11 protein-coding genes are annotated in these 13,274 nt (G+C 54.6%); 7 read left to right on the forward strand and 4 right to left on the reverse strand.

The genetic code is table 11. The features are described 5' to 3' along the window. Positions 1-19: 19 nt before the first annotated feature. From ACJMNB_RS03265 to ACJMNB_RS03275, 3 genes are read left to right on the forward strand one after another with little or no spacing between them, the layout of a single operon-like run. Positions 20-1,090, forward strand: coding sequence for an acyltransferase family protein (locus tag ACJMNB_RS03265; protein ID WP_405338951.1), 1,071 nt, complete (start codon positions 20-22; stop codon positions 1,088-1,090). A 5-nt stretch (positions 1,091-1,095) separates the two neighbouring features. After that, positions 1,096-2,406 (forward strand): bifunctional phosphopantothenoylcysteine decarboxylase/phosphopantothenate synthase, encoded by a 1,311-nt coding sequence (locus tag ACJMNB_RS03270; protein WP_405338953.1) that lies wholly within the window; start codon positions 1,096-1,098, stop codon positions 2,404-2,406. Continuing rightward, a complete protein-coding gene (locus ACJMNB_RS03275) occupies positions 2,399-3,343 on the forward strand; it encodes a hypothetical protein (RefSeq protein ID WP_405338955.1) in 945 nt (314 codons plus the stop codon). The genes ACJMNB_RS03270 and ACJMNB_RS03275 overlap by 8 nt, the downstream gene beginning before the upstream one ends. Before the next feature lie 82 nt (positions 3,344-3,425). Here ACJMNB_RS03275 and ACJMNB_RS03280 read toward each other — a convergent pair whose 3' ends face one another. From ACJMNB_RS03280 to ACJMNB_RS03290, 3 genes are read right to left on the reverse strand one after another with little or no spacing between them, the layout of a single operon-like run. Then, positions 3,426-4,376, reverse strand: a complete 951-nt coding sequence (locus ACJMNB_RS03280; protein WP_405338957.1) for a class I SAM-dependent rRNA methyltransferase — start codon at positions 4,374-4,376, stop codon at positions 3,426-3,428. Positions 4,377-4,395: 19 nt separating this feature from the next. Beyond that, the gene (gene nrdR / locus ACJMNB_RS03285) at positions 4,396-4,839 is read right to left on the reverse strand and encodes a transcriptional regulator NrdR (RefSeq protein WP_173556478.1); all 444 of its coding nucleotides are present in this window, start codon (positions 4,837-4,839) and stop codon (positions 4,396-4,398) included. A gap of 8 nt (positions 4,840-4,847) precedes the next feature. After that, complete coding sequence (locus tag ACJMNB_RS03290; protein WP_405338959.1) at positions 4,848-6,920, reverse strand: transketolase family protein; 2,073 nt, start codon at positions 6,918-6,920, stop codon at positions 4,848-4,850. A 210-nt stretch (positions 6,921-7,130) separates the two neighbouring features. On the opposite strand from ACJMNB_RS03290, the gene ACJMNB_RS03295 reads away from it, so the two are divergent. The 4 genes from ACJMNB_RS03295 to gmk all read left to right on the forward strand — a co-directional run bounded on the left by ACJMNB_RS03295 (position 7,131) and on the right by gmk (position 12,297). Next, positions 7,131-8,171: a hypothetical protein gene (locus tag ACJMNB_RS03295; protein ID WP_405338961.1), complete on the forward strand. Its 1,041-nt coding sequence runs from the start codon at positions 7,131-7,133 to the stop codon at positions 8,169-8,171. 79 nt (positions 8,172-8,250) lie between these two features. Continuing rightward, positions 8,251-10,809, forward strand: a complete 2,559-nt coding sequence (locus tag ACJMNB_RS03300; protein WP_405338963.1) for an NPCBM/NEW2 domain-containing protein — start codon at positions 8,251-8,253, stop codon at positions 10,807-10,809. A gap of 7 nt (positions 10,810-10,816) precedes the next feature. Continuing rightward, positions 10,817-11,731, forward strand: coding sequence for a glycosyltransferase family 2 protein (locus tag ACJMNB_RS03305; RefSeq protein WP_405338965.1), 915 nt, complete (start codon positions 10,817-10,819; stop codon positions 11,729-11,731). Between the two features lie 2 nt (positions 11,732-11,733). Next, positions 11,734-12,297: a guanylate kinase gene (gene gmk, locus ACJMNB_RS03310; RefSeq protein WP_405338967.1), complete on the forward strand. Its 564-nt coding sequence runs from the start codon at positions 11,734-11,736 to the stop codon at positions 12,295-12,297. Here gmk and ACJMNB_RS03315 read toward each other — a convergent pair. Next, entirely contained in the window at positions 12,294-13,253 is a 960-nt protein-coding gene (locus ACJMNB_RS03315; protein WP_405338969.1) for an L-threonylcarbamoyladenylate synthase, read from the reverse strand. The two genes, gmk and ACJMNB_RS03315, sit on opposite strands and share 4 nt — an antisense overlap. Positions 13,254-13,274: the final 21 nt, after the last annotated feature.

Genomic DNA, 13,274 nt, shown 5'->3' on the forward strand with positions numbered 1-13,274 from the left:
TATTTTCTATTTTATCTATATGGAAAAACGGGTTCAGGAATTGGATGTTCTGCGCGTCCTCGCGATGCTGTTTGTCATCACCTACCATTTTGGTTACGAATACACGGTGGCAGGACTTCCCTGTTTTAATTTGTTGAACAAGACGCTCAACTACGATTTCGGGAACATCGCCGTCACGATTTTCATCGCACTTTCGGGCGGTCTGCTCTATAAAAAATACGGCGTCATTGGCGGCACCGACAATGCGAAAGAACAGTTCAAGACCTTCTACGCAAAGCGCATCAAGGCCATTTACCCGTCTTTCTGGATTTTGAGTCTCTACATTCCCCTGTCGATGATTCGGCATCTGATAACCGACGGGAACGCCTTCTTTTTAGGCACCCCCTTTTCGCTGTTGCTGACAGTTATCGGCTTTGACGGATATTTCAAGATCTTCGGTGTAAACACCTACGCTTTCTGCGGAGACTGGTTTGTAGGCGCCATCGTATTACTCTATCTGTTGTATCCGTTACTGGCCAAGTGCTACAGGGAACTTCCTGTAGGCACCCTACTTTCGCTTGCCATCCTGTACGCATTACAGTACGCTTTGCCCGTTGAATACCACAGCCTTTTAAGCGCCCTCCCAGCCACACTCGCGTTCAAGTTTGTTGTCGGGTTCGCCTTGATTGAAAATCTGGAGCGGTTCAAGGATTGGCGCATCGCCGTTGCCTCTGGAATTCCATTCATGGCAATAACCCTCATAAACATTCCGGGACGTATCAACGCCGACGCCCTCGGCACCTTCGCCGCATTCGCCCTTTTCGTCGTCGTATTTTATTTGGCGCAGCACCTGCTTCGCCTGAATGCGATAAGCAAGCCCCTTCAAAAGCTAGCGGCCCTTTCGTACTGCGTATTTCTTGTGCAACACGTGGGAATCGTCTGGGCGCAAGGAGCATTTATCAAGATCTTCGAGAAACTGCACTGGAGCTTTACCCAGTGGAATGTAACGGCGCTCCTCGCCTGCACCCTCCTAGCCATCATGATTGCCGCATGGATATTGAAACTGGTCAGCGACTGGGCTACTAAACGGGTCTCGAAATTTCTATCTTAAACGGCATGAACCTCGCTGGAAAGAAAATCCTTCTCGGAGTCTCGGGCGGCATCGCCGTCTACAAGAGCTGCGAGCTGTTGCGCCTGCTACAAAAGAAGGGCGCCGAAGTGCGCGTGTGCATGACCGATGCGGCCACCGAATTCGTGGCGCCGCTGACTTTCGCAAGCCTGAGCAAGTGTCCTGTGTACCTGAAGAATGGCGCCGTCGAAGCACGCCCTTTCCAGCATATCGATTTTCCGCGCTGGGCAGACCTCTATTTGGTGGTGCCCGCAACTGCAAACGTCATCGGTAAATTCGCCTGCGGTATCGCCGACGATCCGGTAAGCCTTTGCTTTATGAGCTGCACGTGCCCGCGAGTGATTGCGCCCGCCATGAATGTGGCCATGTACAATTCTCCGGCGGTTAAACGCAACCTCGAGATTCTGCGGAGTTTCGAAGACACCACCGTGCTAGAATCCCCTGCGGGTGAACTCGCCTGCGGTGAAGTCGGTCAAGGCCGCCTGATGGAGCCTGAACAGATTGTGGAATGGTTGGAAGGGGCAAGCCTGCCCCTCGCTTCTGCCGCTGGCGCAGCATCCGCTACCCCATCGAACGGGGGTACCCCCCGTAACGCCCCCGCATGCCCTGTGGCACAAGATGTTCCGCCGACACAAGATGCAAGCCTCCCTGGCCACGGCAAGAAAGTTCTCTTGACTGCAGGCCGCACCGAAGAAGCCATCGATCCAGTTCGCTACATCAGCAACCGCAGTAGCGGCAAGACCGCCGTGGCACTTGCCTCGGTGTTCTACGCCAACGGTTTTGAAGTCGAAGTGGTCGCAGGCCCGATGGAAGCAGAATTCCCGAAGGGCGTTCGCGTGACCAAGATTAGAAGCGCCCGCGACATGCACGCCGCCGTCCTTGAGCGAATGAAGAGCGCCAGCGTGCTCGTTCATTGCGCCGCCGTCGCCGACTACCGCCCGAAAGTGGCCGCCACCGAAAAGATCAAGGATAGCCGCAGCCAGCTGATTCTGGAGCTGGAACCGAACCCGAATATCTTGCGGGACAGCGTTGCGCAAAAACGCGATGACCAGGTGATTGTGGGCTTTGCACTTGAAACAGATCATTTTGAAGAACACGCCGCCGAAAAACTTGCCAAGAGCGGCGCCGACGCCTTGCTTTTGAACGCGCCTGTAGCCGCCGATTCCGGCTTTGGCCGCGACTGCGTGCGGTTCGCCCTGGTGGAAAAGGGCAAGCCCGTTCCACCCCTCGCCATGGGCGAGAAGGTCGATTTGGCCGAGACGATTTTGAACTTTTGCCTGGAGCGCCTGAATGGCTGACGAATTTGACTTTAGCGAATTGCGCAATTACCTTTCAGGACAAATTGACCTGGGCGAAGCGGAGCTCCTGCTAGATGAACCCTGGACGCTGACCCGTAAGCCCGCAACAGCTGCGGCAGCCCGCCCGGCTCCCGCGGTACCGCCTGCGGCTCCCCGTCCGGTTCCGCAACCGACCATGCAATCTGCAGCTGCGGCTACGTCCGACATTCCGCAAGCCCCCGGCGCAAGTACCTCAAGCGGCATAAGCGCGCCTATTCCGGACACCACCGGTTTTGCCCCCAGCCTTTTTGGCGCAGTGGACACCAAGGCCACGGCTATACCTGCGGCAAACATGCCAACGCCCCGCGCCGTCAAGCGCGCCGCCTCCGCTTTTGAATCCGCCGTCACCCTTGACGCATTCTACGAATCCATCAAGGGCGAAGCCATGTATGCAAGAGAAGCAGCCCTCGCCCGCTACGTGGGTCCCGAAAAGCCCAAGGTTCTGTTCCTGCTCCCTGCCATCAAGGCGGCCGAGGCCAGCAGCATTTCTGCAACCAGCACCGACGTCTTTTTTGAAACCGCCGTCGGCCAAATGCTTTCGCGCCTGTTTGCAAGCCTAAGCATCGAACAAAAAGACATCGGTGTCACCTACTTCTTCAAGTCTACCGAGCGCCCGCTGGCGCCGCTTCTCGAAGCCGCGCTCCGCAAGATGCTTACCAAGGAACTCAGCTTCATTCAACCCGAAATCATGGTGACCTTCGGACAGCCGTTGTTCTATCAGGTATTCGGCAAGGGAAAGAATTTCGACGACCTCGCCGGTACCGCCATGGACTTTGCAGGCGTCAAGAGTTGTGCCCTCGTTGACCCCTACGCCATGGTGAACGACAAGCAGATGAAGTGGCTAACCTGGAAGGTTCACATCCCGCGCAGCGGCATGTTCACCATCGCGGCAAAGTAAATTTTCACTTTCTACCAAAACAAAAATGCCCGGTCCCTAGAACTTGGACGGGCATAAACTTTATAGAGCCTGTAGCAAGCGGCTACACTCCGATAAGCGTAGCAACCAGGCAACTATCTTTCGTATGGCCGGAACCTACGAAGTCGATATCCTGGGACTTGTTCCAAAGCGTATTCGCCTTCGGATGTACAGAAGCCACCGCCGCAAGAGCATTCCGCGAGAAGGCTGACAAATTGAACTCGCTGTAGTTGGAACTCACCATGAAGAGTCCCTTGGGGTTCAAAAGCGTAGCACAATCAGCTACCAACGGCATCAGGTGTTCGCGCACGTTGAAATTCTTACCCTTGAAGCGGGCAAAGCTGGGCGGGTCCAGCACGATAGCGTCGAACTTGAGGCCTTTCTTTTGCGCCCAGTGAACATATTCCACGGCATTGCCCCTGAAGAATTCACCCGGCTTCGGCTCAAGGCCGTTGAGGGCGTAATTTTCGCGGCCCTTGTCCAGAATCTTCGCACTGATATCCGCATTGGTCGAAATCTCTGCACCGCCTAGACGGCCGTGCACCGAGAAGGCGCAGGTATAGCTGAACAAATTCAACATACGGCGGTCGGCCCCACGCTCACCCATTTCCAAGCGGATATGGCGCATGTCTAGGAACAGCCCCGGGTTCACCGTATCCAGCAAATCGATATGGAACTTCGCTGAACCCTCGCGGACAACGCCCACGGAATCTTCCGGCCGGCCCACCGCCACTTCCATGGGCGGGTTTTCCAGCGACTTGCCCGAACGGGAAAGACGCTCCTTCACCACCAGGCAAACCGGAGCAAACTTCTGGGCCACGGCATCGGCAATGGCGCGACGTTCGCGCAAAAGTTCTTCGCCAAAAAATTGAATCTGGTAACGGTCACCGAACTTGTCGAGAGTCAGCCCCGGGAATCCATCCGGAGCACCGTTCACAACGCGAAAAGCCTCCGTCTTTTCAAATAACGGAGAGCGTTTCTCTAAAGCTTTTTCGAGGAGACTTGCGAAGTTCATAATGCTCCGCAGGTTTGAGCTACTTGTCCATGCTCTTGATCTGATCCACGAATTCGCCAACTTCCTTGAATTCGCGGTAGATCGAGGCAAAACGCACGTAAGCAACCGGGTCCACTTTCTTGAGTTCCTGCATCACCAAGTTGCCAATCTGTTCGTAACTGACTTCGGCATTCTCGGTGAGGGTCAACGCATTTTCCACATTAGTCGCCAGCTGCTCAATTTCGGCAACCGAGACAGGGCGCTTTTTGCAGGAGTTCATGATTCCGCGCAAAAGCTTTTCGCGCTGGAAAGGTTCATGCTCGCCGCTGCGCTTAATTACGGTCAGCGGCTGCACTTCGATGTACTCACGGGTGGTAAAGCGACGGCCACATTCGCAGCATTCACGACGGCGACGGATAGACGAACCGCTGACGCGGCTGTCCACCACCTTATCGTTATCTTTCTTGCAGAATGGGCAAATCATGGTTTACCTTAGTTGAACTTCTTGAATTCGGCGACGTTAGCCTTAAATTCGGCCAGGTATTCCTTGGCGGCAGCCACGACGGCTTCCGGAGTGTAACCGAATTCCTTTTCGAGCACGCCTGCCGGAGCAGAAGCGCCGAAGCGTTCGAGGCCGGAGACCTTGCCGAAGCCGCCCACGATCTGGGCGAACAGAAGCGGGAGACCGCTGGACTTTGCAAACACCGGAGTCCAAGGAACGATGATGGAATCGCGGTAGGCCTTGTCCTGAGCCATGAAGAGGGCCGGGCTGATCATAGAGACCACGCGGACCTTGAGGCCTTCGCCACGGAGAATTTCGGCAGCGTCGTGAGTCAGGAGCACGTCGGAACCGTTAGACACGAAGGTCAGGTCCGGGCGTGCGGAGCCACAATTGTCGCTCACGATGTAGGCGCCCTTGCGGCATGCCTTGGAAGCTTCGTAGCGCTTTTCGCCGGGGAGCGTCTTCACGTTCTGGCGGGTAAGGATGATCGCGGTCGGGCGGTCGTTGTTTTCAAAAGCCATTTCCCAGGCGGTCACGGTTTCGAAGGCATCGGCCGGGCGGAGCACCAGCATTTCGGACTTGCCGTCTTCGCGCTTGAGACCTTCGAGCAAACGGATCTGGGTTTCGTGTTCGATCGGCTGGTGCGTCGGGCCGTCTTCACCCACGCGGAAGCTGTCATGCGTGTACATGAACTTGACCGGGAGCTTCATGAGGGCTGCCATACGGAGAGCCGGCTTCATGAAGTCGCTGAACACGAAGAATGTTGCACAAATCGGATAGAGGCCGCCGTGCAGTGCGATACCGCAGCAGATGGCGCCCATGGTCAGTTCGGCAACACCCACCTGAACGAAGGCGCCCTTGAAGTCGCCTGCGCGGAAGATGCCGGTCTTGTTGAGGAAGGCCTGGGTGTTGTCGGAGTTAGAAAGGTCAGCAGAGCTGCAGATGCAGTTCTTCACGTTGTCGGCGAGGTAGCCGAGCACGGTACCGGAAGTCACGCGGGTAGCGACGCCTTCCTTGAGTTCGAGGCCAGAAAGGTCGATCTTCGGAGCCTTGCCCGAGAGCCATTCCTTGAGAGTGGCAGCCTTTTCAGCATTTGCAGCGTCCCAGGCAGCCTTGGCCTTCTTCCATTCGGCGACTTCCTTGCGGAGTTCTTCCTTGCGGGCTTCGAAAGCAGCCTTCACGTCGTCAAAAATCTTGAATGCATCGGCCGGATCGCCACCGAGGTTCTTCACGGTTGCATCGGTAGAAGCGCCGGCAGCGTTGAGCGGCTGGCCGTGAGTAGAGACAGCACCTTCGAAGGACTTGCCGTCTTCGGCAATGGCGCCCTTGGCCATGGTGGTGTGACCGATCACGATGGTCGGCTTTTCGGTTTCGGCCCAGGCTTCCTTGAAAGCCTTGCGGAGGGCGGCGATGTCGTGACCATCGGCCACGTCAATCACGCGGAAACCCCAGGATTCGTACTGCTTCTTGAAGTCGTGGCTCATCACGTCTTCAACCTTGCAGGACAGCTGCACCTGGTTGGCATCGTAGAAGAAAATGAGGTTCGAAAGCTTGAGGTGACCGGCAATGCGGCCCACGCCGTAGGCGATTTCTTCTTCGAGACCGCCGTCAGACACGAGGCAGACCACCTTGTGCTGCAGGATGTCACCAAAGCGTTCAACCATGAAGCGTTCGGCGATGGCGTTACCGAGGGCAACGGCATGACCGATACCCAGCGGGCCCGAGGAGTTTTCGATGCCGAGGGCAACTTCTACTTCGGGGTGACCCGGAGTGCGGGAACCCAGCTGGCGGAAATTCTTGAGGTCGTCCATGTTGAGCTTGCCCAGCAAGGCAAGTTCACCATAAAGGAGAGCGGACATGTGGCCGGGGTCCATGAAGAAGCGGTCACGGGCTTCCCAATACGGATTTTCGGGGTCGAAACGCAGAAATTCTGCGAAAAGAAGCGAAATTGCGTCTGCGGCACCCATGGCTCCACCCGGGTGACCGGATTTTGCCTTCTGCACCATGGCAGCGGAAAGGATTCGAACGTTGTCAGCCGCTTTCGTAACCAGCCTATCTTCCACTTTTTAACCTCTCTTTATAATTCTAGGCGATGAGCCGCCCATAAAATAAGCGACCCAAATTTAGTTTTTTTTTAGCACCCTCACAAGGTAAACATCTGTAAAACACCTTATAATCTCCTTATATTAGTGAAAAATGTTTTACCAAAACCATGGGAATAATTAGTCATTTTATATCTATTTTTGGGACAGGAAAAACAAAGGTATCTTATAATGCTAAAAAATATTTACAAAGCTTGTTTCTTCGCCTTGGCGGGTCTCGTTGGAACAGCCAACTCCCTTGAAATCCGCCCCTTCTTCGAACTGCTTTTCCCCACCAAGGTCAATATCAATCATGAGAAAGCCGGAAATAATAATAACGGCAAAATGGATTCCGACATTGAATTCATGGGCGGTTCTGAAGTTTTGTTCTCACCCTACATTCCCATTCGTTACGGTTTTGGCCTCGGTGTAAAATCCGCCCAGCAAAAGGGCGACACAATCATTACCCCGGCCATGCTTCCCCTTTGGGGCGTTATCACCTATGATCCGCTCAAAGGCCGTACCGTCTCTCCCTATATAGTGGCAAGAGCAGGAACCCAGATGCCCCTGACCGGCAACGGAAACTGGTGGGAACAGCCCCTCAACTTTACCGTCAGCGGCGGCATCGGAGCCATCTTCCCCTACCACATCGGTTTCGAAGTCATTTACGACTACACCTCCGTCCTGAAATCCTTCAAGGATGTGGACACCAAGTTCCGAGTTTCTTCCGGCCGTGTCGGCCTCGTCCTTTCCGTGGGCATCAACATTGGCGGCGGAAACGAAACCAAGGCCGAAGAACAGTGGGGTTACGACACCTCTAGCTTCTCCGCAGGAACACCTACCGAGCAACCGGCAGAAACCCAAGAATCCTCCTTCGACTACTCCGGCGGAGCCTACTCTCCCGAACCCGACACCACTACGCCCGACATGGGCTATGGCTACGGCGCAACGGAAGAAACCGCATCCGAACCTTCTAGCGATTCCGCTGCTAGCGAACCTGAAACCACCGAGCCGGTAACCGAAGAACCTGCCGCTACAGAAGCCGCTGCCGAACCGGAAGCCGAAAGCGCTGCAGAACCGGAACCCGAACCGGAAGCAGAACCTGCCCCGGAACCGGAACCCAAGCCCGCAGCAAAGAAGTCTTCCAAGAAGACCACCAAGAAGGCCGCCAAGAAAACCAGCAAGAAGTCTTCTAAAAAGTCTTCCAAGAAATCGAGCAAAAAAAAGAAATAAAGCTCACACAAAATTGAAAACTGAATAATTCACAAAGAACCAGGCGCCCTTGGGCGCCTTCATTATTTATATTTATAAAATGAAAGCTTTCTTTACCGGACTTTTGAAGAATCTCGCCCATCCGGGCACCATTATCGGACTTATTGTCGCACTCGCCATTCCATTTCTTATTTACCTGGGCCCCAACGTAGGCCACAAGGATACAATCAAGTATTTGGATTTGCACCTGCCGCTTCCCCTTTTCTTAACGCAGCTTGTAGTGGCAATCGTTCTTTTCTACTCCTTAAGCAAGGATTTTAGGGAATGGATCAAGGGTATTCTCCCGGAAAAGAGCATTTCCATTTTGATGCTGGTCTTTGCCGCAATCATCACCATTTTTGCAGCCACCCAGATCGAAGCCCGCCACCGCGTACAAAGCGACGAAAGCGTATTCATGTCGGTAGCCCAGAACATGTACTACAACCATGAATCGGGTACCTGCAACCAAGGTTTCTTCGAGAACGGCAAGCTGAAATGCGTCGCCACCTCCAACAGCTTCAAGACCAAGGGTCTCGCCTTCCTATATCTGCTGGGCATGCCGCTCCTGGGTAACGACCTGCACTGGATTTTCCACATGGAACTCCTGATGCTGCCGCTAGCCATGCTCCTGATGTTCCTTGCCATCGTGGCATGGACCAGGCAACCCCTGCTGGCATTCTTTGCCGCCCTACTCACGGCATTGCAGCCCACGGTGCTTTTCCAGTTCCGCGCCATGTCGGTGGAACCCCTCTACATCTTCCTTTCCGCCCTTTCGCTCCTGATTTTCAAGTGGGCCTACGACCGCAATACCGTCAAGCACTGGGCGCTCCTCGCGCTTTCTCTGGCCTTCTTTGCCCAGACCAGGCAAGAAACCGCCTTCTGCCTGTTCGCCTTCATCCTGTTCGCCCTTCCCAAGCTTTTGGACAGCAAGAGCGCCAAGGCCCCGGTATTCTTTGCCACCCTTTCGCTGTTCTCGGTTCCCGCACTTTTGACCATCAGCTACTTCCAGGGTTTTGGATTCCAGGGCGGTGAATTTGAAGCCCACGGGCACTTCTTTGAAGACTTGGCCCGCAACTGGGAAGAAATGACCAAGCCCCTCACCAAGAACGGGGAACTTGAAAATCCCTTCCTCACCTACTTCAACTACCTGTTTGTGGCTGGCGCCCTCTACCTGCTGTTGCGCGCCATTGTCGGCATCAAGAAAAAGGATTATTTCTACATCGAAATCCTGGCGTTCCTGCTTCTGTACCATATTCAGACCTACATGATTCTCGAAAACGTTTCGGGAGACTTCAGCATTCAAATTAACCAGCGCTACAGCCTGGTGATGCTGCCCTCCATGGCATTCGTGGCATCGCTGCCCATCGCCCACCTGGTAGAGAAACTGATTGAATCCATGAACGGGAAAGATGCCAAGCAGAATGCCATTACGGCCCTCCTTGTGACTCTGGGAACCGCCCTGATCTTTACCGGCTGGACATTCCATTACAAAGAAGACTTCAACAAGAACATCATGTACAACCGCAACCACCTCACCATAGAAGAACACGAAATTCTGGGGTGGCTTGCAGAACAGCCCCGAAAAGAACGGATGTTTATCTACGGGCGCCCCTGGCACTTCATCGGGTACGGAATTTCCTCTATCCACTACGACCGCGCCCGCCAAATGAGTACCCCCGCCCTCAAGAAGCTTGTCGATAAGTACAAGGGCGAAGTCTACTACATTCGCGGCCTCGACTGCTGGGACAGCCACACGTACCACAAGAAAGCCGTGGAACACCGCATTGCCACTACCTGCGACGTCTTTGAACGGGATATGGACCTGGAAGGTGTCAAGAACATCCTGATTACCAACAACTACTGGGTGCAAATCGCCAAGTTTAACGGACGCAAGGAATTCAATCCGCAGAATATTATCGAGGTAAGCGAACCCGAATTAAAGAGTTTCTCTGACGATTCCACCAAGCAAACCCTTTTCTACCGGTTCAACCTGAACGAAAAATCTACCGTGGCCAGTCTCTGGGACTACACCATCCTTTTCAACAACGACACCCTGGCCAGCGCCCCCTACGTCACCGGAACCGTCAGCGGAAGCATCGCCAGCGACCGCCTGTTGCCGGGTTACAACCAAATAGAATACATCGTGAAGAACCGCGAAACCGGAAAGGTCATGGCGGATATCCCCAAGTTCTATTTCCACAAGGGAACTGGCGCAGTCCCCCTTACCGAAGTTCCTTACACAAGCCACAAGCAGGCTTGGGGCAAGCTCCACAAGAACAGCTCTCTCGAAGGCAACACCTTCAAGGTGGGCGGCAAGTTCTACAGCGAAGGCTTCGGAACCCACGCCTCCTCCGAAACGGTATTCAATATCGAAGGCAAGTACAAGACCTTCAAGATGGGCTACGGCCTCGACGAAGAATCCCTCTGCAGCGACGGTGTTCAATTGCAGATTATCGCCGACGGCAAAGTTCTTTTCGACAGCGGTCGCTTTAACCTCGGCAATTTAAAGACAGCCGAAGTCAGCGTCGAAAAGGCTCAGACCCTCGCCATCATAACAAACTCCCTTGAAGACAAGGACTGCGACCACGTCGATATTATCAACCCCGCGCTTATTCCCTAGGTAGATCATGCTGTTATCTGTAATCATTCCTGTTTTTAACGAAGAAGAAATCGTCGCCGAAACTTACCGGGTTCTCGAAGAAGAACTCAAGGATGTGGAACACGAACTCATCTTTGTGAACGATGGCTCCAAGGACAGGACCCGCGAAATCGTGGAATCCCTGTTGCCGAGCAACCCGAACAACAAGATTATCAACTTCAGCCGCAATTTCGGTCACCAGGCAGCCTTCAGCGCGGGCCTCGACCACTCTACCGGCGACGCCGTAGTGATTATCGACGGTGACTTGCAGGATCCGCCCAGCTTGATTCACGAAATGTTGGAAAAATGGCGTGAAGGCTACCAGGTCGTTTATGCCCAGCGCAACAAGCGCAAGGGCGAAACGCTGTTCAAGCGTTTCACGGCATTTGCATTCTACCGACTGATCGGCAAGCTCACCAGCATCGACATTCCGCCTGACACCGGCGACTTCCGCCTGATGGACCGCTGCGTGGTCAATCAGCTCACGAATTTGCCGGAACGCAGCCGCTTCTTGCGCGGTCTCGTCTGCTGGGTAGGCTTCAAGAAGATCGGCGTCAAGTATGACCGTGCCGAACGCACCGCAGGCACATCCAAGTACCCGCTCAAGAAGATGGTGCGCCTCGCCCTGGACGGCATTACCGGTTTCAGCTCCGCCCCGCTCAAGCTCAGCTTCTATGCAGGCATTTTTGCGACGGTCGTCGGGCTCGGAGTTTTCATCTGGTCCATTCTCGAAAAATTCCTCAGCCCCGCCACGACAGTTCCCGGCTGGGCATCCCTCATGACCGCCATCGTATTCTTCGGTGGCGTGCAGCTGATGTGCATCGGCATCATGGGCGAATACATCGGTCGCATCTACGACGAAGTCAAGCAGCGTCCGCTCTACATTGAAGACAAGAAGAAGTAATTATGAAGAACAAATTATTCGTTATGAGTGCCGCCAGTGGCGCAGGCAAGACCACCCTCAAGGATCTGGTCATCAAGGATTTTCCGGACATCAAGTATTCCATTTCTGCCACCACCCGCAAACCCCGCGAAGGCGAAATCGACGGTGTGCACTATTTCTTCAAGACCAAGGAAGAATTCGAAAAGCTCATCAAGGAAGACGGCCTGATCGAATGGAACGAAGTCCACGGCAATTACTACGGCACGCCCAAGAGCTTTGTGGAACAGACCCTCGCCGAAGGCAACCGCGTGATTTTTGACTTGGACGTTTTCGGCAAGGTGAACTTTGACAAGGTCTACCCCGACGCTACGGGCATCCTGATTTTGCCCCCCAGCGAAGAAGAACTCGAAAAGCGCCTGCGCGGCCGCGGCACCGACTCCGAAGAAGTCATCCAGCTCCGCCTGCACAACGCCAAGAAAGAAATGGAATTTGCAAAGACCAAGGGCAAGTACGAATACGTCATCATCAACGACGACTTGCAGCGAGCTGCAAACGAGCTCCGCGAAATCCTGAAAAAGAAAGACTAAAGCTTTATACTGGCACGCTTCAAGCGGTCATTCAAAGCCATCCCCACGCCCACATTGGGAATGGGGTCTACTAGAATCAACTCGTACTTGGGGTCATCCAGGTCGTGCATGTAGGCGTAAAGCTTGGCCGTAGCTTCCAGCATGTCGCCGGATTCAGACAGGTTCAGCGTCGCCGGAATCACGCCGGGGGTATTGCCGAAGGCAATCCGCACGCAGTGTTCCGGAAGCTTGAAGCCGACAGGGATTTCACCGTAGAGGAGCGGAACCTGCGGGCGGTAGTGCGTATCGCACTGCCCCGGCGCCGCCATGGCTTGCCCCGGCTTTGAGGTAGATTCCTTCACCTTCACGTCACCTACGACTTTAGCAATCATCTCGGGCGTCACAGCACCCGGCCTTAAGACTGTCGGCTCGCCCACCAGCGAAACAATGGTACTTTCCACGCCCACGTTGCAGGGGCCGCCATCTACGATGCCGGCGAGGCCGCGGTCAGCCAGCTGGGCCGCCACATGTTCCGCCGTCGTCGGGCTCACATGCTTAAACAAGTTCGCGCTGGGAGCCGCCAGAGGCACGCCCGCCTTGCGGATAATCTCTTGCGCCACCGGGTGCGAGGGGAACCTCACCGCCACCGACGGGAGGCCGCTGGTACACAAATCAGGAATACAGTCCTTCTTGGGCAGAATCATGGTCATGGGGCCCGGCCAATAGGCTTTCGCCAGGGCGTAAGCCGCGTCCGGAATGTCCTTTGCAATATCGGCCAGCTGGGCCACATCGCAAATGTGGACAATCAAGGGGTCAAAAGTCGGGCGTTCCTTGATGGCGAAAATCTGCGCCAGCGCCTTCGGCTCATAGGCATTTCCGGCGAGTCCGTAAACGGTCTCGGTCGGAATCGCTACCACCTGCCCGTCATGAAGCAGACGCGCAGCATCATCGATACTTGTCCAAGGAGGGAATTGCATGATAGCCCAAAAATAAAAAAA

The organism is Fibrobacter sp., from assembly GCF_045131395.1.
Lineage (GTDB): Bacteria > Fibrobacterota > Fibrobacteria > Fibrobacterales > Fibrobacteraceae > Fibrobacter.

What these genes read in the sequence shown, in the direction of transcription:
- ACJMNB_RS03265 (WP_405338951.1), top strand. Translation starts at nt 20, where the DNA reads ATGGAAAAACGGGTTCAGGAATTGGATGTTCTGCGCGTCCTCGCGATG.
- ACJMNB_RS03270 (WP_405338953.1), top strand. Translation starts at nt 1,096, where the DNA reads ATGAACCTCGCTGGAAAGAAAATCCTTCTCGGAGTCTCGGGCGGCATC.
- ACJMNB_RS03275 (WP_405338955.1), top strand. Translation starts at nt 2,399, where the DNA reads ATGGCTGACGAATTTGACTTTAGCGAATTGCGCAATTACCTTTCAGGA.
- ACJMNB_RS03280 (WP_405338957.1), bottom strand. Translation starts at nt 4,376, where the DNA reads ATGAACTTCGCAAGTCTCCTCGAAAAAGCTTTAGAGAAACGCTCTCCG.
- nrdR (WP_173556478.1), bottom strand. Translation starts at nt 4,839, where the DNA reads ATGATTTGCCCATTCTGCAAGAAAGATAACGATAAGGTGGTGGACAGC.
- ACJMNB_RS03295 (WP_405338961.1), top strand. Translation starts at nt 7,131, where the DNA reads ATGCTAAAAAATATTTACAAAGCTTGTTTCTTCGCCTTGGCGGGTCTC.
- ACJMNB_RS03300 (WP_405338963.1), top strand. Translation starts at nt 8,251, where the DNA reads ATGAAAGCTTTCTTTACCGGACTTTTGAAGAATCTCGCCCATCCGGGC.
- ACJMNB_RS03305 (WP_405338965.1), top strand. Translation starts at nt 10,817, where the DNA reads ATGCTGTTATCTGTAATCATTCCTGTTTTTAACGAAGAAGAAATCGTC.
- gmk (WP_405338967.1), top strand. Translation starts at nt 11,734, where the DNA reads ATGAAGAACAAATTATTCGTTATGAGTGCCGCCAGTGGCGCAGGCAAG.
- ACJMNB_RS03315 (WP_405338969.1), bottom strand. Translation starts at nt 13,253, where the DNA reads ATGCAATTCCCTCCTTGGACAAGTATCGATGATGCTGCGCGTCTGCTT.